Source organism: Pseudomonas laurylsulfatiphila (assembly GCF_002934665.1).
Taxonomy (GTDB): domain Bacteria; phylum Pseudomonadota; class Gammaproteobacteria; order Pseudomonadales; family Pseudomonadaceae; genus Aquipseudomonas; species Aquipseudomonas laurylsulfatiphila.
Genome location: NZ_NIRS01000001.1, coordinates 770,707 through 791,943, shown reverse-complemented (window position 1 = coordinate 791,943; position 21,237 = coordinate 770,707). Strand labels below are relative to the sequence as shown.

At 61.9% G+C, this 21,237-nt stretch carries 18 protein-coding genes; 12 read left to right on the top strand and 6 right to left on the bottom strand.

Annotated elements, in window-relative coordinates; genetic code table 11:
• The first annotated feature begins 135 nt into the window (after positions 1 to 135).
• The 3 genes from CD175_RS03700 (at position 136) to CD175_RS03690 (ending at position 3,094) form a co-directional block, all read left to right on the top strand.
• The gene (locus tag CD175_RS03700; protein WP_104447713.1) at positions 136 to 1,494 is read left to right on the top strand and encodes an MATE family efflux transporter; all 1,359 of its coding nucleotides are present in this window, start codon (positions 136 to 138) and stop codon (positions 1,492 to 1,494) included.
• 221 nt (positions 1,495 to 1,715) lie between these two features.
• Positions 1,716 to 2,387, top strand: a complete 672-nt coding sequence (locus CD175_RS03695; protein WP_104447712.1) for a phosphoribosyltransferase — start codon at positions 1,716 to 1,718, stop codon at positions 2,385 to 2,387.
• Between the two features lie 137 nt (positions 2,388 to 2,524).
• Positions 2,525 to 3,094 carry a YceI family protein gene (locus tag CD175_RS03690; RefSeq protein WP_104447711.1) on the top strand — a complete coding sequence of 190 codons (570 nt, stop codon included), beginning with the start codon at positions 2,525 to 2,527 and terminating at the stop codon, positions 3,092 to 3,094.
• Positions 3,095 to 3,284: 190 nt separating this feature from the next.
• Here CD175_RS03690 and CD175_RS03680 read toward each other — a convergent pair whose 3' ends face one another.
• Complete coding sequence (locus CD175_RS03680; RefSeq protein ID WP_104447709.1) at positions 3,285 to 6,656, bottom strand: Ig-like domain-containing protein; 3,372 nt, start codon at positions 6,654 to 6,656, stop codon at positions 3,285 to 3,287.
• Positions 6,657 to 6,937: 281 nt separating this feature from the next.
• Here CD175_RS03680 and CD175_RS03675 point away from each other — a divergent pair, with 281 nt between their 5' ends.
• A complete protein-coding gene (locus tag CD175_RS03675; protein ID WP_104447708.1) occupies positions 6,938 to 7,660 on the top strand; it encodes a GNAT family N-acetyltransferase in 723 nt (240 codons plus the stop codon).
• Between the two features lie 134 nt (positions 7,661 to 7,794).
• Here CD175_RS03675 and CD175_RS03665 read toward each other — a convergent pair whose 3' ends face one another.
• Positions 7,795 to 8,235 (bottom strand): hotdog fold domain-containing protein, encoded by a 441-nt coding sequence (locus CD175_RS03665; protein WP_104447706.1) that lies wholly within the window; start codon positions 8,233 to 8,235, stop codon positions 7,795 to 7,797.
• 165 nt (positions 8,236 to 8,400) lie between these two features.
• Here CD175_RS03665 and CD175_RS03660 point away from each other — a divergent pair, with 165 nt between their 5' ends.
• Positions 8,401 to 9,009 carry a TetR/AcrR family transcriptional regulator gene (locus CD175_RS03660; RefSeq protein ID WP_104447705.1) on the top strand — a complete coding sequence of 203 codons (609 nt, stop codon included), beginning with the start codon at positions 8,401 to 8,403 and terminating at the stop codon, positions 9,007 to 9,009.
• Between the two features lie 297 nt (positions 9,010 to 9,306).
• On the opposite strand, the gene CD175_RS03655 is transcribed toward CD175_RS03660, so the two are convergent.
• Positions 9,307 to 10,437, bottom strand: coding sequence for a DmpA family aminopeptidase (locus CD175_RS03655; RefSeq protein WP_104447704.1), 1,131 nt, complete (start codon positions 10,435 to 10,437; stop codon positions 9,307 to 9,309).
• Between the two features lie 155 nt (positions 10,438 to 10,592).
• Complete coding sequence (locus CD175_RS03650; protein ID WP_104447703.1) at positions 10,593 to 11,696, bottom strand: extracellular solute-binding protein; 1,104 nt, start codon at positions 11,694 to 11,696, stop codon at positions 10,593 to 10,595.
• A gap of 110 nt (positions 11,697 to 11,806) precedes the next feature.
• Here CD175_RS03650 and CD175_RS03645 point away from each other — a divergent pair, with 110 nt between their 5' ends.
• A complete protein-coding gene (locus tag CD175_RS03645; protein WP_104447702.1) occupies positions 11,807 to 12,580 on the top strand; it encodes a helix-turn-helix transcriptional regulator in 774 nt (257 codons plus the stop codon).
• 112 nt (positions 12,581 to 12,692) lie between these two features.
• On the opposite strand, the gene CD175_RS03640 is transcribed toward CD175_RS03645, so the two are convergent.
• Positions 12,693 to 13,604, bottom strand: a complete 912-nt coding sequence (locus CD175_RS03640) for a LysR family transcriptional regulator (protein ID WP_104447701.1) — start codon at positions 13,602 to 13,604, stop codon at positions 12,693 to 12,695.
• A 105-nt stretch (positions 13,605 to 13,709) separates the two neighbouring features.
• On the opposite strand from CD175_RS03640, the gene CD175_RS03635 reads away from it, so the two are divergent.
• From CD175_RS03635 to CD175_RS03625, 3 genes are all read left to right on the top strand, one after another.
• Positions 13,710 to 15,437, top strand: a complete 1,728-nt coding sequence (locus tag CD175_RS03635) for an amidohydrolase (protein ID WP_104447700.1) — start codon at positions 13,710 to 13,712, stop codon at positions 15,435 to 15,437.
• A 147-nt stretch (positions 15,438 to 15,584) separates the two neighbouring features.
• Positions 15,585 to 16,661, top strand: coding sequence for a C45 family autoproteolytic acyltransferase/hydrolase (locus CD175_RS03630; protein WP_104447699.1), 1,077 nt, complete (start codon positions 15,585 to 15,587; stop codon positions 16,659 to 16,661).
• 37 nt (positions 16,662 to 16,698) lie between these two features.
• Positions 16,699 to 18,042, top strand: a complete 1,344-nt coding sequence (locus CD175_RS03625) for an MFS transporter (RefSeq protein WP_104447698.1) — start codon at positions 16,699 to 16,701, stop codon at positions 18,040 to 18,042.
• Between the two features lie 84 nt (positions 18,043 to 18,126).
• On the opposite strand, the gene CD175_RS03620 is transcribed toward CD175_RS03625, so the two are convergent.
• Positions 18,127 to 19,068, bottom strand: a complete 942-nt coding sequence (locus tag CD175_RS03620; protein WP_104447697.1) for a class I SAM-dependent methyltransferase — start codon at positions 19,066 to 19,068, stop codon at positions 18,127 to 18,129.
• Between the two features lie 282 nt (positions 19,069 to 19,350).
• Between CD175_RS03620 and CD175_RS03610 the strand changes: the two genes are divergently transcribed.
• From CD175_RS03610 to CD175_RS03600, 3 genes are read left to right on the top strand one after another with little or no spacing between them, the layout of a single operon-like run.
• Positions 19,351 to 19,968, top strand: a complete 618-nt coding sequence (locus CD175_RS03610; protein ID WP_104447696.1) for a cytochrome b/b6 domain-containing protein — start codon at positions 19,351 to 19,353, stop codon at positions 19,966 to 19,968.
• Positions 19,965 to 20,750, top strand: coding sequence for a molybdopterin-dependent oxidoreductase (locus CD175_RS03605; protein WP_104447695.1), 786 nt, complete (start codon positions 19,965 to 19,967; stop codon positions 20,748 to 20,750). The genes CD175_RS03610 and CD175_RS03605 overlap by 4 nt, the downstream gene beginning before the upstream one ends.
• A gap of 53 nt (positions 20,751 to 20,803) precedes the next feature.
• Positions 20,804 to 21,058 carry a pentapeptide MXKDX repeat protein gene (locus CD175_RS03600; protein WP_104447694.1) on the top strand — a complete coding sequence of 85 codons (255 nt, stop codon included), beginning with the start codon at positions 20,804 to 20,806 and terminating at the stop codon, positions 21,056 to 21,058.
• Positions 21,059 to 21,237: the final 179 nt, after the last annotated feature.

The following is a 21,237-nucleotide window of genomic DNA, read 5'->3' as shown; positions in this document are numbered from 1 at the left end:
AGGATGAAACTTCAGACCTTTCACCTCAGGTTGCTGGAAATCCAGACACAGACCTGAGATGGTCATCGCCCCTTGGTTTCAGCCACCCACGCTATCCTTAATCATCGCTCCTGCCGTCGAGATGGATCTTCGCCCATGCAAACCCCCAACCCCCAACGCCCGCTCTGGAAAACCTACCTGTTTTTCCTCGCCCCGATGGTGCTGTCGAACTTCCTGCAATCCATGTCCGGCACGGTCAACAGCATCTACATTGGCCAGATGCTTGGCACCCAGGCGTTGGCGGCGGTGTCGGGGATGTTCCCCATCGTGTTTTTCTTCATCGCCCTGGTGATCGGCCTCGGTGCCGGCGCGGGGGTGTTGATCGGGCAGGCGTGGGGGGCGCGGGAGACGCATCTGGTGAAGGCGATTGCCGGGGCAACCTTGTTGTTGGGGGTGTTGATTGGGTTGACGGCGGCGGTGGTGGGCAGTGTGTTTGCGCGGTCGGCGTTGGTCGGGTTGGGGACGCCCGCGGATGTGCTGGACGATGCGGTGGCGTATGCCCATGTGATGTTGTGGATCATGCCGTCGCTGTTGGTGTTTGTGCTGTTCACGCAGTTGCTGCGCGGGGTGAGCGATACCTTGTCACCATTGTTGGCGCTGGTGGTGTCGACCATTGTCGGGTTGGCGCTGACGCCGGCGTTGATTCGCGGGTGGATTGGCTTGCCGCCGATGGGGATTCAGAGTGCGGCGATTGCCGGGTTGGTGGGTAACCTGGTGGCGATGGGGTTGCTGGCGTGGCGCTTGATTGGCAAGGGCCATCCGCTGGCGCCGGACCGCGAATTCTTTGCGGCGATGAAGCTGGACATGGCGATTCTCGGCAAGGTGCTGCGCATCGGTTTGCCCACCGGGTTGCAGATGGTGGTGTTGTCATTGTCGGAGCTGGTGATTCTGGCGCTGGTGAACCAGCACGGTTCCCAGGCGACGGCGGCCTATGGCGCGGTGACGCAGATCGTCAATTACGTGCAGTTCCCGGCGTTGTCGATTGCGATTACCGCGTCGATCCTCGGGGCGCAGGCGATTGGGGCGGGGCGCATCGAGCGCATGGGGCCGATTCTGCGCACGGGGTTGATGATCAACGTGTGCCTGACCGGTGGTCTGGTGGTGCTCGGGTATTTGCTGTCGCATTGGCTGCTGGCCTCATTCCTCACGGAGGAGGCGACGCGAACCATGGCTCAGCACCTGTTGCACATCATGCTCTGGAGCCTGTTGGTGTTCGGCTTCCAGGCGATCATCGGCGGCATCATGCGCGCCAGCGGCACGGTGATGGTGCCGGTGGCGATTTCCATTGTCTGCGTGGTGGGGGTGCAGTTGCCGGCGGCCTATCTGCTGGATGCGAAGTTCGGGCTGCAAGGGGTGTGGATGGCGTTTCCGGTGGCGTATCTGGGGATGCTGGTGTTGCAGACGCTGTATTACAAACTGGTGTGGCAGCATCAGAAGATTGAGCGGTTGGTGTAGGCGGCACGTAGAGAGCGGATAATGCTCTGCACCGAAACCTGTGGCGAGCGAGCTTGCTCGCGCTTGAGTGCGTAGCACTCACAAAACCCGGTCATCGTTATCGGTTATTTTGGGCCGCTGCGCAGCCCGGCGGGAGCAAGCTCCCTCGCCACAAAAGCCCTTGCTACAAAAGGCAGGTTTGGCTGAAGTTCGCAGGCGCAATCGCCTGGGGAGGTTTTCACATGAGCCCCTTGTCCCATTCCATCCTGCAAGACCGGCCAGCGGCCGGGCGGCGTTTGATCGAGCCGCTGCTGCCTTACGCCAATCGCCCCGATGTCATCGTTCTGGCCTTGCCCCGTGGCGGTGTGCCGGTGGCTTACGAGGTGGCCACGGCGCTGAAGGTTCGCCTGGACCTGATGCTGGTGCGCAAGCTCGGCGTGCCGACCCACCCCGAATACGCCATGGGCGCGATTGCCAGCGGTGGCATCCGGGTGCGTAATGAAGAGGCGCTGCGGATGCACCCGATTGACCGTGCGGCGTTCGACGCCGTGGTCGAACGGGAAAGCCGCGAGTTGCTGCGCCGCGAGCAGGTCTACCGCGGCACGCGGCCGCCGGTGCAGCTCAAGGATCAGGTGGCGATCCTGATCGACGACGGCCTGGCCACCGGCGCTTCGATGCGGGCGGCGATCCAGGCGCTGCGGGTGCAGGAACCTGCGCGCATCGTGGTGGCGGTGCCGGTGGCACCGATCGAGACGGTGGAGGCGCTGCGCCGCGAGGTGGATGAACTGGTCTGCCCGCTGATGCCCGAGTGGTTCACTTCGATTGGCCATTGGTACATGGACTTTTCCCAAACTGCGGATGCCGAGGTGATCGACCTGTTGCGACGGGCGTGGCAACGCGAGGCGTGCGGATAGCGCTGACGGTCATCGGCAGGTGGTCGCAAATCAACGGCTGAAGTGGAATAAACGCCGGTTGTTTGCTTTAGTCCATCTGGTGCCGGCCTTCGTGTGCGGCACGCCAACTCAACACGGGAGTCCTCCCGGAGAGTGCCATGAACCTTCGATCAGCGCGTTGCATCGCTCTGGCCGGCACGTTGGTGTTCGGCCTGGCGCCGTTCGCTGACGCCGTGGAATACAAGGAAGTCAACGCCAAGGCCAGTACCTTGAGTTTCACCTATGAGCAGATGGGCTCGAGAACCTACGGCACCTTCGGCAAATTCAAGGCCAATCTCGACTTCGACACCGATAACCCGGGCGCCGCCCACGCCGCGCTGACCATCGACCTGAAGAGCATCGACGCCGGCAGCAGCGACGCCAACACCGAGCTGCAAAAACCGCCATGGTTCGACACGGCGACTTATCCGGTGGCGACGTTCGAGTCGACGTCCATCAAGGCCCTCGGCAATGACCGCTACAGCTTCACCGGCAAACTGACCCTGCGTGGGCTCACTCGGGAAGTGAGTGTGCCGGTGCTGCTGAAGTCGGAGAGTTCCATCGGCATCTTCGATGGCCAGCTGGTGCTCAAGCGTGACGACTTCAAGATAGGCGAGGGCGAGTGGGCGGACAGCATGGTGTCCAACGAGATCAATATCCGCTTTCGGATGGTGGCGCCGCAGCGGTGACTGTGTGGCCGCCTTCGCGAGCAAGCCCGCTCCCACAGGGGATCTGCGTCGAGCATAAGCTCCTTGTGGGAGCGGGCTTGCTCGCGAAGGCGTTGTAACAGTCAATAAAAAGACTCTCGGTCCCCCCGCACGATCCGCAAAAAAAAGCGCCCGGTCCACATTGCATGGGCCGGGCGCCGATCAGTCCGCTCTAGTGCACTGGCACTGTCACGGTTTTGCCGAAGGCCGACTTGATGGTTGCTGTCGGGCTCGGCGAGGGGGCACTGCCGACAGTCGTCACCGCTATATTCCAGCGCGCGCCAGTAGCCGTAGGCGTCATGGTGGCGGCGCCAAGGTTCGCCGTACCGGTTGTGGCCGTGGCCGTCGCCGTGATGCTATTGCCCGGGCCACGCGAGGTGGTGCCGGACAGCACCCAATACCAGCGGTTGTTACTGCGGGCGGTGACGGTAGCGCTGGTGACGATCAGGTTCTCGACAACCGCTCCCGAGACCGCCACGGACACCGTTGCCGGTGCCGACTCCGCACCCTTGGCATCGGCAGCCTTATAGGTAAAGGTCGCGGTGAACGGCGCGGGGACCGTGGCCGGTGGTGTATAGATCACGCGCACGCCATCGGTGGTGACCGTGCCCTTGCCGGAGTCCGGTTGCTCCAGGCCCACCACTTTGAGCGGCACATTGCCGTCAGGGTCGCTGTCGTTGGCCAGCACGTTGATGGTCACGGGTTGGCCGTTGCTGGCGGCGCTGTCGGGATTGGCGATTGGTTTTTTGTTATCGCCGTCGGTATTGCGAGTATCGCCAGTGCGGAAGGTAGGCAGCGCGGCGGAGTTCACATAGTTGACGCCGTCCCAGCCAGGCAGGGGCGTTGGCATCAACTGGAACTGGCCAGGGTGCTCGATATCCCAGCGCAGCAGCATGGCGTTGTCCTCGTGCTGGGTGTTGTGGCAGTGCTCCATGTAGGTCCCGGCGAATTCGCGGAAGCGGATCGCCATTTCCACTTCCTGCGAGCTGTCGATGCCTTCGCCGATGCGATAGACGTCCTTGCGTGCCCATTTTTCCCATTCCGGCGGTGCCTTGCCATCGCGGGTGAGGACGACGCCTTCTTCGAAATGCACGTGTACCGGGTGGCTCCAGCCACCGCCGCCGTTCTTGATTTTCCACACTTCCAGGGTGCCGTCGCCGGAGAACCCGGCATCGGTCGGGCCGTTGGCCAGTTGCGGCGCGGCGCTGATCCGCCGTGGGTCCATGTGGTAGCCGAAACCGCCGTCGGTCTTGATGGTCCAGGGTGCCAGGTCGGTGCCGTCGGAGCGACCGAAGATGAACTCGCGATGCCGCACGGTCTTGAGCTTGGCCTGCATCGTTGGATCGTCGCGGTTGACCGTCAGCGGAATCATGACCTTGCCGGCCGCTTTACCCGGTTTGGCGGGTTCGTAGTCGGCGGGGTTCATGCTCACGTCCTGGCCGGCATAAGGCTTCACCACCATTTGCATGAACTTGCCCACCACCGGGTCGCCGGCGTCCCATTCCAGCCCTTTGCTGCCCGACTTGAGCACGGCCTTGTACTTGCCGGACAGCACATCGGCCAGACTCAGCGGTACACTCTCCGGACCCTTGCCGGTCTGGTGCTCCATCAAGTTGACGAAGTACAGCTTGTCGCCGACAGAGATCCCGTTTTTCGCGAAGTTGACGATGATGTCGAAACGTTCGGCAATGCCCTGGGTGGGCAGAATGGCGTTGTGGTCCTGCACATCACCGTCACCGTCCAGGTCCATGCTGCCGTCGAACGGCACGGCGTGTTCCATGAGGTTGCCGTCGTTGGCGATCATGTGGAACGGCACGCGGGTATAGGACACGCCCGAACCTGCCGGGCCGGGAAATTCACCGCCGGTACCAACGACTTCACGCACCAGCGCAATCCTGAAGTAGCGCGATACCGAACCATTGAGGATGCGGAAGCGATAGCTGCGCGCGCGCACGTTCAGGCGTGGCTGGTACTGCCAGTTGACCAGGATCTGATCGCCGAGGAAGCCATCGGTGTTGAACGGGTTGAACCACAGCTGACCGTTTTGATCCCAGGCCTTGTCGGCCACTATCAGATTGACGTCATAGTCGCGGTTGCCCCAGGGCAACGCCGAACCGCTGGGCAGGCGCAGGTTGACGCCGTCTTCCATGGCTTCGTTACCGCGGTCCAGGGCGCTGTAGTAGTTCATCATCACCGCGTTGCCCTTGTAGACGTTCTGCGCGGTGAAATCGAGCATGTGGTCGTGGAACCAGTGGGTACTCATGGTTTCACGCCAGTCGCCACGGATCTTGATGCTGCCGTTGTTGCAGGTCTTCAGGCCCGGAGTGGCGTCGTTGACGTACAGGGTTTCGCCCGGGGCGCAGGGGAAGGCCGCGCGCGGATCCTGTGCATTGGTGTTGATGGTGTCATAGCCGGCCAGTTGCACCGGCCAGCGATAGTCGTAGTACTGCCCCGGAAAGAAAAACGCATTGGCATAGCCGTCGCTTTCGGCCGGGGAGTGGCCGTTGTGTTCGTGGGTGCTGAGGGTGTGTAAGCCAAAACCCATGTTCGCCGACGGATCGATCGGCAGGGCGTTGTAGTGCCGCATCAGCACCGGTTGGCCGTAGCGCACCATCAACAGTTTGGGCGGAAAGGTGCCGTCGAAGGTCCAGAGCGCCTTGTGGTTCTGAATCGGCATGTTGGGGTGAAAACGCGTGTCGATGCCTTTGGTGGTGCCCGCGATGACCGGGGCGTCCGACGTCTGGTTGTAGAGCCCGCCTGGCCCGAATTCACCGACGGCGTAGTTGTGCAACTGGCGGCGGTCACGCATGCCGCCGTTGAGCTTGGCGCCCGCTTGAGCGGTCTTGAAGGCGACCTGTGGGTAGAACTCGTTCCAGCGCTGATGGGACCAGCCTTTTCCTGGCGGACGCCCCTCGGCCGGCGAGCCGACCGGATGGCGATTGAGGAAAGCTTCGATCTGCGCTTGCCACGGGTTGCGGTCCAGCACGTTGGAATACTGTGACGGAAACGGGTACAGCCCGGGCTGGCGCATGAAGGCTTCGAGCGCCGTGGCCGAAGGGCCGCTGCGGGCGATGCTGTTCGGGTCCTGCACGGGCGCCGGGCCGACGGTCGGAGGCGGGAACGTCAGGGGCGGTGCTGGCAGTGTCGGGTCGAGTTTTTCCGTGCCGAATTCTTCGAGCAGCAGCAGTTGCTGAGTGTACGGCTGGGCTCCGAACAATGGGCTGGGCTTGCCATTGGTGGGAATTTTGAATGATGTTTGCTGGGCTGGCTGCAGCACGTTGTCGGTCGTTGGCGTGGTGCGGGTGCCGTACATACCATTGGGCAGGGCGATGGCGCCCTGGTAGGTGGGTGGCATGGTCAGAATGGCATCCAGCGCGGCCTTGGGGTCGGCAGGCGGATTGGTATACGCCGAGGGGTCCGTTGGTGGTGGCTGGTTGACATCGTCCAGCGGTGCGGCGTGGACAGTGCTGAGGCTGAACAGCATCACAGCGGCGATGCCCGGTTTGCTGAAACTGAGCGGTTTGAGGTCAGGCAGGCTTTTCATAGTGTTTCCCTCGGGGCGCGCCGATGTGGCTGACGATCGCAATGCGGTCGATGCAAGAGCTACGCCAATCGCGAGGAAGTCTCGGAGGGTATGGAGGGCTGATTTGTATCAAGATATTGAAGACTTTTCTGCAGCGCCGAATTGGGTGGCAATCCTCAGGTTCGGGGGCCTTGACCCACCCACTTCCCCCAATCATCTGCCACACCCCCATCACCCTTCGGACCGCAGGTGTCAGGCGCGTTATGATAGGCGGCCCTTGCCTCCCGGAGCCTGTCACCGCAATGCCCCTGATCAGCCACTTCAAGACCCCATGCCCCGAGCACATCAATAGCCAGATCCTGCAGATGGTGGTCGACAACCTGACCGACATCAGCATGGTCGCGATCCCGCCCAGCAACCTGCTGTACAACCTTTATCAATACGCGATCGGCTATGAGGTGCACCTGTACCTGGAGGCGCTGAACGGTGAAAAGGGCATTGCCGTGGAGTTGATCGTTGCCACGGACGAAGACGATCCGCAGAAGGTGCTGGGCTTTGTGCTGTACCTGCCGGTGCAGGACGACCCCGACGCGTGTGGCGTGGCGTACATGGCGGTACAGGCCGAGTATCGGCGCCAGGGTGTGGCCCGACGGATGCTGCGGGAAATGGTCGGCCGCTATCCCCATGCCGAGCTGACCTGCGCGGTGGCCAAGGTGCCGTATTTCGAGGCGATGGGTTTTCAGGTGGTGGGCGTGCGTGCGACCCAGGTGTTGATGAACACCCGCGACCACAGCACCGGTGGCTTGATGGCGCTGCTGGACGTGGCGTCGATCTACAGCTCGCTGGAAGTGCGGCAGATTCATACCTACCTGCTGCAAAAGCACGGCAAGCGGGCCATGACCGACGCGGAAAAACAGCGCGACCGGCATCTGGACCAGTTGACGCGCAAGGCCAATGAATGTGTACGCGAGCGCTTGGGTGATGAGGCGGTACCGGCGTCTGGCCCCTGGCTGCGCCTGGTCTGACCACAGGCTCCCAAACACCACAAATCCTCTGTGGGAGCGGGCTTGCTCGCGAAAGCGGTGCATCAGCCAACATTTTTGGCGACTGACACACCGCCTTCGCGAGCAAGCCCGCTCCCACATTGGTCCGCGCAGTGTCAGGCCAGCTTCACATTCATGGTAATCCGCGCCGTGAATACCTTCTTGCCCTCGGCATCGTGAATGTCCACCGGCACGATCTTGTCGCCCTCGGTGGTCCAGTCCACTGCATCTCCTTCGGCTACAGCCGTCACATCGCTCTTGGCCTTGGCCAGGTATTCCACGGTCATGCCCTTGGGAATCCAGCGGGCGCCGGCGGGAATGGACACGTCGGTCATCATCCCGGCGGCCAGCTCGGCGGCGTTGCACATCGCTATCGCATGCACCGTCCCCAAATGATTGGTGATTTCCCGGGCAAACGGCACGTGCACGGTGGCCGAGCCTTTGCGCAAATCCTGGACCAGCGGGTTGATGGTGGAGAAGTAGGGCGCCACCTGGCAGGCCATTTTGCTGAACCCTTCTGGCCCGGCGCTGTTGAACATGCTGAGGAACTGACTCATTTTTTTGCCTCTTGAGGATGACGGTTTGCAGAACAGTCTTCCGTAACAGAATAATGTTCTGTGGCGGAACAGTATTCTGTCGAAAGGAAAACTGTCAACCTGAGGCCACTTGTTCGCTGGCAACCGCCAGCTTCCACCCATGACTTTTGCGGACTGTTTTTCAGCATGGATACCGCCGATCTGCTCGAACGCTGCTACCCCGGACGACGCGCCGAACTCAAGCGCGACATCTTCAGAAAGGCCCTGTGCCTGTTCAACGAACAGGGAATCGAGGCCACCACCATCGAAATGATCCGCGCCGAATGCGATACCAGTGTCGGCGCCATCTATCACCACTTCGGCAACAAGGAAGGCCTGGTGGCGGCGCTGTTTTTTACCGCCCTGGATGATCAGGCCCGCTTGCGCGACAGCTACCTGGCGGACGCACAAACCACCCAGGCGGGGGTGCACGCGCTGGTGCACAGCTATGTGGATTGGGTCGATAGCCAGCCGGACTGGGCGCGGTTCCAGTACCACGCGCGATTTGCCGTCACCAAGGGGCCGTTCAAGGACGAACTCGCCACCCGCAACAAGGCGCGCAACAAGCAGTTGCTGACATGGCTGGGCGCTCACGGCGATGAATTGGGGGATTTTCCGGCGGAGTTGCTACTGTCGCTGATCATCGGCCAGGCAGACAGTTACTGCCGCGCGTGGTTGTCGGGCCGGGTCAAGGGCAGCCCGAAGGCGTATCGGGACATGCTGGCACAGGCGGCGTGGCGGTCGCTGTGCCAATGACGACTCACTGTAGGAGCTGGCTTGCCGGCGATCACGGCGGTCCATTCGACGTGGATGTGACAGTCAGACCGCTATCGCTGGCAAGCCAGCTCCTACAGGGGGCGTTGTGTTGGTTTTTCAGAGGCAAAAAAAGAGCCTCAAAGCTCTTTGATGGGGAGGAAGTAGAGCCGAGAGGCTCAAGATGCGCATGAAGCAGGCGGTGAGCTTGGTAGGGGTTCAGTTCACTCACCACCTACGCAGCGGCTTGCACAAGCAAGCGACTGCGTAAGTTCATCCTAAAAAGACCGAGTGTTTCACTCAAGTACCGCTAGTCGCATCCCCCGGCCAGCCGGCGCGGCGCAACGCCTTGAGCAGGGTTTCGGCATCCAGCCCCGGCACCCCATGCCCGTTGCCTTCGGCGGTGTCGGCGGCGAGAAGGGCATTGATGATGGCTTCTTCCACGGCTTCGGTGGCGGCCAGGAACAGCTCGCTGATGTGGTCGTTGTTGACCATGCTCAGGTTGTTTGTGGTCGGCGCTTTCTTGCTTTCGTAGGCAGCCGGTGGCACGTGATCGTTACCGGTGGCGAAAGCGATGAAGATGTCGCCGCTGTGGTCTTCATTGCCGCCGCCGGTGCGGGCCAGGCCAAGGCTGGCGCGTTGGGCCAGGCGCGTGCACTGGTGTGGCAGCAGCGGCGCATCGGTGGCCAGGCAGACCACGATCGAACCCATGCCCGGATGGGGTAGCGAGGCCTTGAGGAACGGCGAATCGACCTGTTCCATGTAGCGCCCGACCGGATACCCGTCGACGCGCAGTTCGTTACGGATGCCATGGTTGGCCTGGACAATCGCCCCGACGGTCCAGCCGCCCTGGGCGTTGTTCAAGCGTCGCGACGCGGTACCGATGCCGCCCTTGAATTCGTGGCAGATCATGCCGCTGCCGCCACCGACATTGCCCTCGGCCACCGGGCCACCGACCGCCGAGTGCACGGCCTTGGCTACGTGCTCGGGTTTGACGTGAAAACCGTTGATGTCGTTGAGCAAGCCATCGAAGGTTTCCAGCACCACCGGCATGTTCCAATAGAGGCGTCCGTCATCGGCTTGCTGCTCGCGGTCGACCACGATCAGTGCATCGCGCACCACGCCCAGGCTGTGGGTGTTGGTGAAGGCGATGGGGCTGGTCAGCAAGCCCGCTTCGCGAATCCACTCCAGCCCGGTGGCATCGCCATTGCCGTTGAGTACATGCACGCCGGCAAAACAGGGTTGCTGACTGGTGGAACCGGCGCGTGGTTCGATGACGGTGACGCCGGTGAGGATGTCGCGGCCGTTGGCCGTGCGTCCTCGTACATCACAGTGGCCGACCCGCACGCCGGGGACGTCGGTGATGGCATTGAGCGGACCGGGTTGCAGTTGGCCGAATTGGATGTTCAGGTCGCGGGCGCGTGGTTTCATGGATTTTCTCATCTTCGATTCGTGGCAGAAAAAGTGCGGTCACCCCCTGTAGGAGCTGCCGAAGGCTGCGATCTTTTGATCTTGAAAGATTCCAAATCGACAAAAACAAAAGATCAAAAGATCGCAGCCTTCGGCAGCTCCTACAGGGATTTGGGTTATTGGCCGTTCTTGACCTTGCTCCAGATTCGCGTACGCACGCGCTCGGTCGCCGGCGGCAGGGGCTGGAGGGTGAACAGGGTGGCCATGGCTTCCGCTGACGGGTAGACGGCCGGGTTGTTGCGGGTCGCTTCGGCCACTAGCGTGGTCGCGCTGCGGTTGCCGTTGGGGTAGTTGAGGTGGTCGCTGACCGGGGCGATGACTTCAGGGCGCATCAGGTAGTCGATGAAGGCCATCCCTTGTTCCGGGTGCGGGGCGTCCTTGAGCAGCACCAGGGTGTCGAACCACACCGGCGCGCCTTCCTTGGGCAGGCTGTAGGCGATCTTCACGCCGTTGCCGGCCTGCTCGGCGGTGGTCTTGGCTTCAAGCATGGCGCCGGACCAGCCGACCGCCACGCAGATGTTGCCGTTGGACAGGTCGCTGATGAACTTTGACGAGTTGAAGTAGGCAATGTGCGGCCGCAGCTTGAGCAGCAGCGCTTCGGCTTTCTTGTAGTCTTCTGGATTGGTGCTGTTGGGCGGCAGACCGAGGTAGTGCAGGGCGACCGGCAGCATCTCCGACGGCGAGTCGAGCATGGCCACGCCGCACTCGCCGAGTTTGGCCAGGTTCTCTTCCTTGAACACCAGGTCCCAGGAATCCACCGGCGCCTTGTCGCCCAGTACCGCGCGCACTTTGTCGACGTTGTAGCCGATGCCGTTGGTGCCCCAAAGATACGGCACGGCGTACTGGTTGCCCGGATCATTGTTGGCCAGTTTTGCCAGCAGATCGGTGTCCATGTTCTTGAAGTCCGGCATTTGCGCCCGGGGCAGTGGGGCGAGGGCACCGGCCTTGATCAGGGTCGGCAGACTGAAGTTGCTGGCCACCACCACGTCGTAGCCGCTGCGGCTGGTGAGCAGCTTGCCTTCGAGCACTTCGGCGCTGTCGAAGGTGTCGTAGACCGGCGCGATCCCGGTATCACGCTTGAAGTCGTGCAGGGTCGTGGGGCCGATGTAGTCGTACCAGTTGTACACGTGCACGGTCGGGGCTTCGACGGCTTGCGCCGACAGCGACACCGCCAGACAGGCGCCAAACCCCAGATTGAAATACAAGCGGTGACGACTCATGATGCGGCACTCCTGGCCTGTTGCGGCCGGTGGTAATCAGGAGTTTGCAGCGTATCGACCGGGGTGGCCTTCACCCATTCCCATCATGGGTTACTCAAAAGGGGTAGTGCGTGGACGCGTTGTTGAAAGAGTTGCCGGTGCACCAGGGGCTGGCGCGGGTCTTCACGACGGTGGGGCGGGATGGTTTCTGGCGGGCGCTGGTCGATACCCTGCGGCTGTTGGTGCCGCTGGACAACGCGCTGGTGGCGTTGATGCGCTCGGGCCACGTACCGCACCTGCTGATTGATTTCGATGCCAAGGGCAACAGTGCCGAGCAGGAAGAACTGGCGGATTACCGCGCCGGCATGTACCTGCTCGATCCGTTCTATCAAGCCGTTTGCGCCGGCATCGCCGACGGCTTGCACAGCCTCGAATCGGTGGCCCCCGACCAGTTCCAGCACAGCGAGTACTACCTGAGTTACTTCAGCACCGTGGTCGGTGGCGACGAGTTGCAGTTCATGGTCAACCTCGACGGTGCCGTACTCGGCCTGTCCCTCGGGCGTTCGACGCGCTTCAGCCTTGAGGATCAGGGGCGCCTGCTGTGCGTGCGGGACTGGGTGCTGTCGGCGATGCGCCGACACCTGGATTTGCAGCCTCCGGAAGGGCCGGTCGCCGAACCGCCGGCCGGCGATCTGGCGACCTTGCTCGATCGCTTCGATGCCCGCCTGACGCTGCGGGAAATCGAAACCGCGCGCCTGATTCTCCAGGGCTTCTCCAGCAAGGCCATTGCCCAGCAAATGGGCATCTCTCCGGAGACGGTGAAAGTGCACCGGCGCAACCTCTATCACAAGCTCAACGTGAACGGGCATGGCGAGTTGTTTGCGCTGGTGTTGCAGCCGCGTTAATCCGGATTGTCTGGTTGACCAAGCCGTCGCCTTCGCGAGCAGGCTCGGTCCCACAGTTGAACTGCATTCCATTGTGGGAACGAGCCTGCTCGCGAAGGGCGCTATACGGTCTTCAGCCCTGCTGTTCCTGCCAATGCGCCTTGAGGTATTCGATGAACACTTTCACCTTGCGCGTGTTGCGCCGGTGGGCCAGGTACAGCACGTAGATCCACGGCCCGAACGCACTGGGTTCACGCCAGTACTGCGGCATCAACTCGACCAGTTCGCCACGCGCCAGATAGGGCGCGGCACTCCATTGCGGGATGAACTGCAAACCTTGCCCATCGAGCAGGCAGGCCAGCAGAAAATCAAAGTTGTCGCTGGCTACCCGCGGCGTCGGTTGTGTCAGCCGAATCCGTTGTTCGCCTTGTTTGACCCACCAGAAATGCCGGTTGAGCAGCGGGTGGCGGAAGATCAGCCAGTCGTGCTGCTGATAATTGTCCAGTGAAACATCCTCGCCCTTGCGCGCCAGGTAAGCCGGGCTGGCGCAGAGCAACATCTGATTTTCCACCAGCGGCTGCGCGATCACGCCAGGCAGGTCGATGGGGCCGTCGCGCAGGGCCAGGTCGTAGCCGCCGTCCACCGGGTCTTCGAAGTTATCGCTCAGGTCCACTTCCAGTTTGACCTGCGGGTGCGCGGTCAAAAAGCGACAGCACACCTGGTTCAGAAAAGCCGGTGCGAACGAGGGCGGGGCGGTGATCCGCAGGTCGCCGCGCAGCTCATGCTGCAACTGCTCCACGTCCTCGGTGGCCAGTTGCAGTTGCATCAGCGCCTGGCGTGCGCCTTCCAGGTAGATGCGACCGGCTTCGGTCAGCGCCATGCGCCGGGTGGTGCGGTCGAACAGGCGCGTGCCGAGTTCTTCCTCCAGTTGGGCCACGGCCTTGGTCAAAGCCGATGGGGTCTTACCGAGCAGGTCGGCGGCGCGGCTGAAATTACCCTGTTCGGCGGTGGCGACGAACATGGTCAGGGCACTCATTTTATCCATTTATCTATTCCTGATAGGCACAGAAGTTGTGCGGGAGCAGGCATTCAGTTCTCGATTCGGCTTGGATAGTCTTGGCTACAGCCCAACAAAAATAAAGAGCCACCCATGAAACAGATTCTGACCCTGGCCGCGTCACTTGCTCTGGCCTGTTCCTCGATGGAAAGTATGGCCGCTGTCGATCTCATCCTGCACAACGCCAGGGTGTACACCGCCGAACCTGGCCAGCCCTTGCAGCAGGCCATCGCGGTCGAGAACGGCAAGGTTTCGGCAGTGGGTTCCGATGCCCAGGTGCTGCGGCTCAAACAGCCGGGTACGCGCATCGTCGACCTGGGCGGCAAGGTGCTGATGCCGGGGTTTATCGACTCGCACTCACACACGGTGAAGGGCGGCCTGCAATTGCGTCAGGCCAATCTGGACGGCGAGTTGCTGGTGCTCGATGAGCTGGAAAAACGCCTGCGCCAGTGGCGCGAAGACGGCAAGGCCAAACACGGTGACATCCTCAGCGTCGGCGGCCTGCCATCGACTTACTGGAGCCAGGTCGAGGCACTTGAGCAGCGCTTCAATCAGGGCGAATGGGCTGACACGCCGATTCTCTTTCTGGGCTGGGACCTGCACACGGGGTGGGCCAACCGGGCCATGCTCCAGCGTGCCGGTGTGGATGCCGCGCGGGTCAAGGCGTTGAAGGACGAAGAGCAGGCCACGATCGGGCATCACGACGATGGACAGCCCAATGGCTTCCTGGTCGACGCCGGACTGTATCCGGTGCAGGCCCTGCTGCCCCCGCCGACCACCGAGGAATTGATGGCGGGCGCGCGTGCAGCACTCGACTATTACAAAAGCCTGGGCATCACCGGTTGGATGGACCCCATCGCCAATGAAATTCCCGGCGGCGATGTGAACAATCAATCGCTGGGGGTGTTGCCGATCTACAAGGCGCTGGCCGAACGCGGCGAGCTGACCGCGCATGTGGCCGCACTGCTGATGGCCGATTCGAAAGCCACACCGGCCGATCTCGATGAACTGGACAAGGTTCGCCAGCAGTTCCTCGGCGTGCCCAACCTGACCCTGCCGGGGATCAAGGTGTTTGCCGACGGCGTGGCGGAAGTCCCGGCGCAAAGCGCCGCCATGCTGGAGCCCTACAAGAACTCGAAAAAATCCGGCGAATTGCTGATCGATCCGGCGCACTTCGGCGAACTGGTCAGCGCTGCCGACGCCCGTGGCTGGCTGGTGCACATCCACGCGATTGGCGACCGCGCGGTGCGTGAATCGCTCAACGGCATCGAACAGGCGCGCAAGGATCGACAAAGCGGGATTCCCCACTCCATCACGCACCTGCAAATGGTCAACCCCAAGGAATTCGCCCGGTTCAAAACCCTCAACGTGATTGCCTCGATGCAGCTGTATTGGGCCATGGCCGATGAGTCGAGCATGGATCTGGTCAAGCCCTATGTCAGTGCCATGGCCTTCCTGTATTCGTACCCGGCCCGCTCGTTGCTCAAGAACGGCGCGACCATTGCCGGCGCCAGCGACTGGCCGATCACCACGCCGGATCCGTGGAAGGCGATCTACCAGGCGGTCAGCCGCACCGGCCCCAAAGGCGTGCTCAACGCCGCCGAAGACATCGACCGCCAGACCATGTTCCAGGCCTACACCCTCAACGCCGCCCGCACCCTGCGCCTTGAAGAACAGATCGGTTCGCTCAAGCCTGGCAAACAGGCCGACATGATCGTCCTCGACCGGGATGTCTTCACGGTCAAGCCCGAAGCCCTGCGCGATACCCGGGTGTTGCAGACCTGGTTCGCCGGCCGCGAAATCTACACCCGCAATCCCTAACGCCGGGACCTGTAGGAGCCGGCTTGCCGGCGATGACGGCAGATCAATCAACACCGATGTTTCCTGCCAAATCCTTATCGCCGGCAAGCCGGCTCCTACAGAGACCTGGTGCTCTCAAACATCATCAACGTAAAAAGGAACCCTTCCGTGAAACTGCATTGCTTCGTCACCGACACCCACAACCCACAGATCCGAGGCCAGCAAATCGGCGAAACCTGGGCGGCGCAAATCGGCCAGACGGTGGCGCTCTATCTCGACTTTTTCAATCAGGTGGGCGTGGCGCCCGAGCAGGTGCGCGCCCTGGGCGAAGCCAGCCTGCAAGCACTCACCGACTGGAGCCCGAGCCTGGCCCAGGAACTGCGAGCCACGGCCGAAGGCGCCGGGATTCCCCTGTGGCAACTGGCGAGCCTGAACGCCCGCACGGAAATCCTCGCGGTGATGCCTGCCTCGCTCGAGGGCGAATGCTCGACAGCAGTCTTCGCGCCGTCGGGGGTCGATGCGCCCAGGACCATCCAGACCTGGGACTGGCACGATTCGCTGGTACCCCACGGCATGCTGCTGCAACTGACAAACCGTTGCGGCATGACCGTCAAGCTGTTCACCGAGTTCGGCATGCTGGGCAAGATCGGTGTGAACAGCGCCGGCCTCGGGCTGCATTTCAACATCCTCCACCACGCCAGCGACAACGCGGTAGCCGGCGTACCGGTGCACGCCATTGCCCGACGGATCCTGGAGGAGGCGACCAGCGTTGAAGAGGCCATTGCCCTGGCGCGGTCGGCGCGGGTCAGTGCGTCGACCGTCCTGACCGTGTTCTCGAACCGTGATACGGCACCTCGGGCGGCGAGCATTGAAATGTCCGCCGCCGGCACCGCCGTGGTCCTGCCCGGCGAAGACGGCTGGATCACCCACACCAATCACTTCCTTGACCCGGTGCTGAGCCTTGGCGAGCGAACGCCGGATGCATCGACCACCTACGCACGCCTGGCCCATGTCAACGCGGCCCGGGTCGGCATGATCCATGGCGACTTGAATCGCCGGGCAGCGGCCATGTGCGGTGACGCCGGCGACGAGGCGCCGATCTGTTTCCATCCGGACCTGAGCCTGCCGGCCACCGAGCGCTGGGAAACCCTGCTGACCATCGGCATCGACAGCGAAAACGCGGTCCTCGAATACGCCGCCGGCAACCCGATGCTGCTGGCCCGCGACGGCTTCCAGCGCTTCTGAAACGACGTCCTCCATAACAACAAAAAGAGCACTCGATATGGCTAGTTACGGTCATTCCCCGGCGGGTTCGCAGTCCGCCCTCAGAACCTTCTTCGTCTCCGGCATGGGCACCGCGCTGGAGTTCTATGACTTCGTCATCTACGGCACGGCGGCGGCGCTGGTGTTTCCCAAGGTGTTCTTCCCGCAGATGGACCCGCTCACCGCCACGCTGTTTGCCTTTGGCGCCTTTGGTGCGGGCTTTTTTGCCCGGCCATTGGGCGGCATGGTGTTCGGGCACTACGGCGACAGGATCGGCCGCCAGAAAATGCTGGTGATCACCCTGTTGCTGATGGGCTTGAGCACCCTGTTGATCGGCTGCCTGCCGGGCTATTCGTCGATAGGCCTGGCCGCGCCGGCACTGCTGGTGTTGCTGCGGTTGATACAAGGCTTCGCCGCCGGTGGTGAGTGGGGCGGGGCGGCGCTGTTCGGCATCGAGTCGGCGCCGCCCGGTCGACGAGGGTTGTGGGGCAGTTTCACCAGCATGGGGATCGGCATTGGCGGCATCCTCGGCGCAGCAGTGTTCGGCATTGTCAGTGTCGCCTCCAACGATAATCTCGCCGATTTCGCCTGGCGCATTCCCTTCTGGCTGGGCGGTGTGCTGGTGTTGATCGGGCTCTATGCGCGGCTGCAAAAATCAGTTGAACAGCGCGTCGAACACAAGACGCCGGTGCGTATGCCACTGATCGCGGCACTGCGGGCGCGGCCGAAAGAAATGCTGCTGTGCACCGGGATCGCGTTTGGCTACGTGACCATTGCCTACATCGGCAGCACGTTCTTTTTATCGTACGCCACGCAGATCGGTTACGGCAGCACCGATGCACTGATCTTCGATTTTTCGCTGTCGGTGGCCATCGTGGTGACCGCGCCGCTGTTTGCCCTGCTGTCCGACCGGATCGGCCGCCGCAAGGTCATGATCCTCGGTGCAGTCATCATGGCCGTCGGGTTCTTTGCTTTCTTCCCATTGGTCGGCATGAAAAGCCTGCTGGTATCGACCCTGGCCTACATCGCGGTTGGCGCGTTCATGGGAGCGACACAGGGGCCGATTCCGGCCTTCCTCGCAGAGCAGTTCCCCCGGGAGATGCGCTATTCGGGGATGTCCGCCGCCTACCAGATCGGCGCTGCACTTGGCGGCGGTACGGCGTCGAGCGTGGCCACGGCGATCCTGATTGCCACCCATCACAATGCGGTGGGTGTAGCCGTGTACGGCTCGGTGGCGCTGGCGATTGTCGCGGTCTGCTCGTTCTTCTTGAGGGAAACCGCGCACTTGAGCATGGCGCAGATTGATGAGGTGGCGGGAGAGGGAAGGCATCCGTCGGTGGCTGGTTTAGCTACACGCCCTTAGAATCAAAAGATCGCAGCCTGCGGCAGCTCCTACAGGGTTTTGTATATCCTGTAGCAGCTGCCGCAGGCTGCGATCTTTCGTTTTTCAATTGCCGAGCCTGAACACCAACGCCTTCAACCCACACTCAACATCCGCATCCGGAAACTCCGGCGGATTCTCCAGCCGCTGCTCGAACCGCAGGCTCGGCGCCTCACGTGTCACGCCATCGATCAGGAAGTCGGCGCCAAACGCCGGGTCGTTCATGCAGGCCAGCACGGTACCTTGTGCGCTGAGCAATTCCGGCAACCGACGCAGCACCCGCTGGTAATCCTTGGTCAGCAAGAAACTGCCTTTCTGGAACGACGGCGGGTCGATGATCACCAGGTCATACGGCCCCTTGCCGATCACTTTGCCCCAGGACTTGAACAGGTCGTGGCCGAGGAAGCTGACCTTGCTCAAGTCGTGGCCGTTGAGGCGGTGATTGTCGCGGCCGCGGCTCAGGGCCGGGCTGGACATGTCGAGGTTGACCACGTGGCTCGCGCCGCCTTCGATGGCCGCCACCGAGAAGCCGCAGGTGTAGGCGAACAGGTTCAGCACCCGCTTGCCCTGTGCATTGGCGCGGACCCAGTCGCGGCCATAACGCATGTCGAGGAACAGCCCGGTGTTCTGCTTGCGGCCCAGGTCGACCCGGTACTTCAGGCCACCCTCGGTGATGGTCATTTCATCGATGACTTCGCCCAGCAGCCATTCGGTGGTGCTTTGCAGCAGGTAGCGATGTTGCAGCAACAGCGTATGGGCGCCGGATTGTGCCCACTGATCAGACTGGGTGATTGCCATCAGCCGCTGTTTCAGGTCTTCCAGTTGCGCCGCCTCCGGCTCCTTGAACAACGCCACCAGCACTACGCCCTGCAGCCAGTCCACGGTCACTTGCTCCAGCCCCGGCCAGCAGCGGCCACGGCCGTGGAACAGGCGACGGGTTTCGGCAGGGGCGGCTGCGAGGGCGGTCAGCAGGTGCTGGTCGAGGGTGGCGAGGGCTTCAGGGTTCATCGGTTTGGGTCGGTCATTTGTGGGGGGCGGCATTTAAGCATAATTGCGCATCCGACGGACTACCACAGAACCCTGTAGGAGTGAGCCTGCTCGCGATGACGGTCCATCAGTCGCCTTCAATGTTGAATGACAGACCGCTATCGCGAGCAGGCTCACTCCTACAGGGGGGTGGTCGGCAGTGAATGAGCAGTTATCACGTTTAATTTAACTTTACGTGAGGATTTGGCGATCTTCCGGCTCCCATACTCGGCCCCAACGAACAACAACACATGGGAGCCGGACATGTCGCAGTCAACTGCTTCACCCAAGGCCAGTCATCCACGCTGGTTACGCCTGACCCACTGGCTCAACGCCCTGGCGGTGCTGGTGATGGTCACCAGCGGTTGGCGCATCTACAACGCCTCGCCCCTCTACGAATTCAGTTTTCCCACGTCGATCACCCTCGGCGGCTGGCTCGGTGGCGCGCTGCAATGGCATTTCGCGGCGATGTGGTTCCTGGCGATCAACGGCTTGATCTACCTGGCCTTCAACCTGTTCAGCGGGCGCCTGAAGCGGCGCTTCTTTCCGGTCTCGCCCAAAGGTGTACTGCATGACCTGTGGGCCGCCTTGCGCGGAAAACTCGGGCACGCCGACCTCAACCATTACAACCAGGTACAACGCGTTGCCTACCTGTTCGTGATGGTCGACATCACGCTGCTGGTGCTCTCCGGGCTGGTGCTGTGGAAGTCGGTGCAGTTTCCGCTGCTGCGTGAATTGATGTTCGGTTACGAAGGCGCACGCCGTGTGCATTTCTTCGCCATGGCGCTGTTGGTGGCCTTCGTGGCGGTCCATCTGCTGATGGTCGCGCTGGTGCCGAAAACGTTGTTGGCCATGATCGTCGGCCGCAAGGAGCAAGCATGAAAAAGCGTATTCAGATCCCCGGGCTGGACGAATCTTCGATCCTCACCGATGCCCGCAAGATCCTCGCCCCGCAAATCGAAGACCGCTCGCGGCGTTCGTTCCTGCTGCGTGGCCTGACCCTCGGCGGCGTGGCCATGTTGTCCGGTTGCAACATCACCGACAACGAAAGCGTCGACACCGCGCTGTCCTCCATGTCGCGCTTCAACGACCGGGTACAGGGCTGGCTGTTCAACCCCAACGCGATGGCGCCGACCTATCCCGCATCGATGATCACCCGGCCGTTTCCGTTCAACGCTTTTTACGGCATCGACGAGGCGCCGACAGTGGAGGAGGAGACCTATCGCCTGGAGGTCAGCGGCCTGGTTGCCAACAAGCGCAGCTGGCGCCTCGAAGAACTGCGCGCCATGGCCCAGACCGAGCAGATCACCCGGCACATTTGCGTCGAAGGCTGGAGCGCGATCGGACGGTGGGGCGGCGTGCGCTTCAGCGATTTCCTCAAGCGCATCGGCGCCGACACCGACGCCAGATACGTCGGCTTCAAATGCGCCGACGACTACTACACCAGCATCGACATGGCCACTGCGCTGCACGCGCAAACCTTGCTCGCGCTGACCTGGGACGGCGCGGTGCTGCCGCGCGAATACGGCTTCCCGATGAAGCTGCGCATGCCCACCAAGCTTGGCTACAAGAACCCCAAACACATTCAGGCGATTTTCGTCAGCAACACCTACAGCGGCGGCTACTGGGAAGACCAGGGCTACAACTGGTTCGGTGGCAGCTGACGGATGCCTGGCCCTTTCAAACCTCCACACCCCACGCTCCAAGGAGTTTCATCATGAAAAAGTTGACCACCGTTGTACTGTCCGTGTGCCTGGCTGTTGGCGCTGCCTCCGTGTTCGCAGCTGACACGATGAGCAACGACAGCATGAGCAAGGGCGCCATGTCCAAAGATGCCATGAAAAAAGATACGTCGATGAAAAAGGATGCAATGTCCAAGGACACGATGAAGAAAGACACCATGTCGAAAGACACGATGAAAAAAGATGCCATGTCCAAGGACTCCATGAAAAAGCAACCGATGACGCAATAATCACGATCCCTGTAGGAGCTGCCGAAGGCTGCGATCTTTTGATTTTGATTTTAAAGATCAAGATCAAAAGATCGCAGCCTTCGGCAGCTCCTACAGGGATCGTCAGGGTATGACTTGAAGTCATGCCCTCATGACTTTTAATGGTTACAGCCCCGCCAACCCCCGGTGTTAAAAAATCG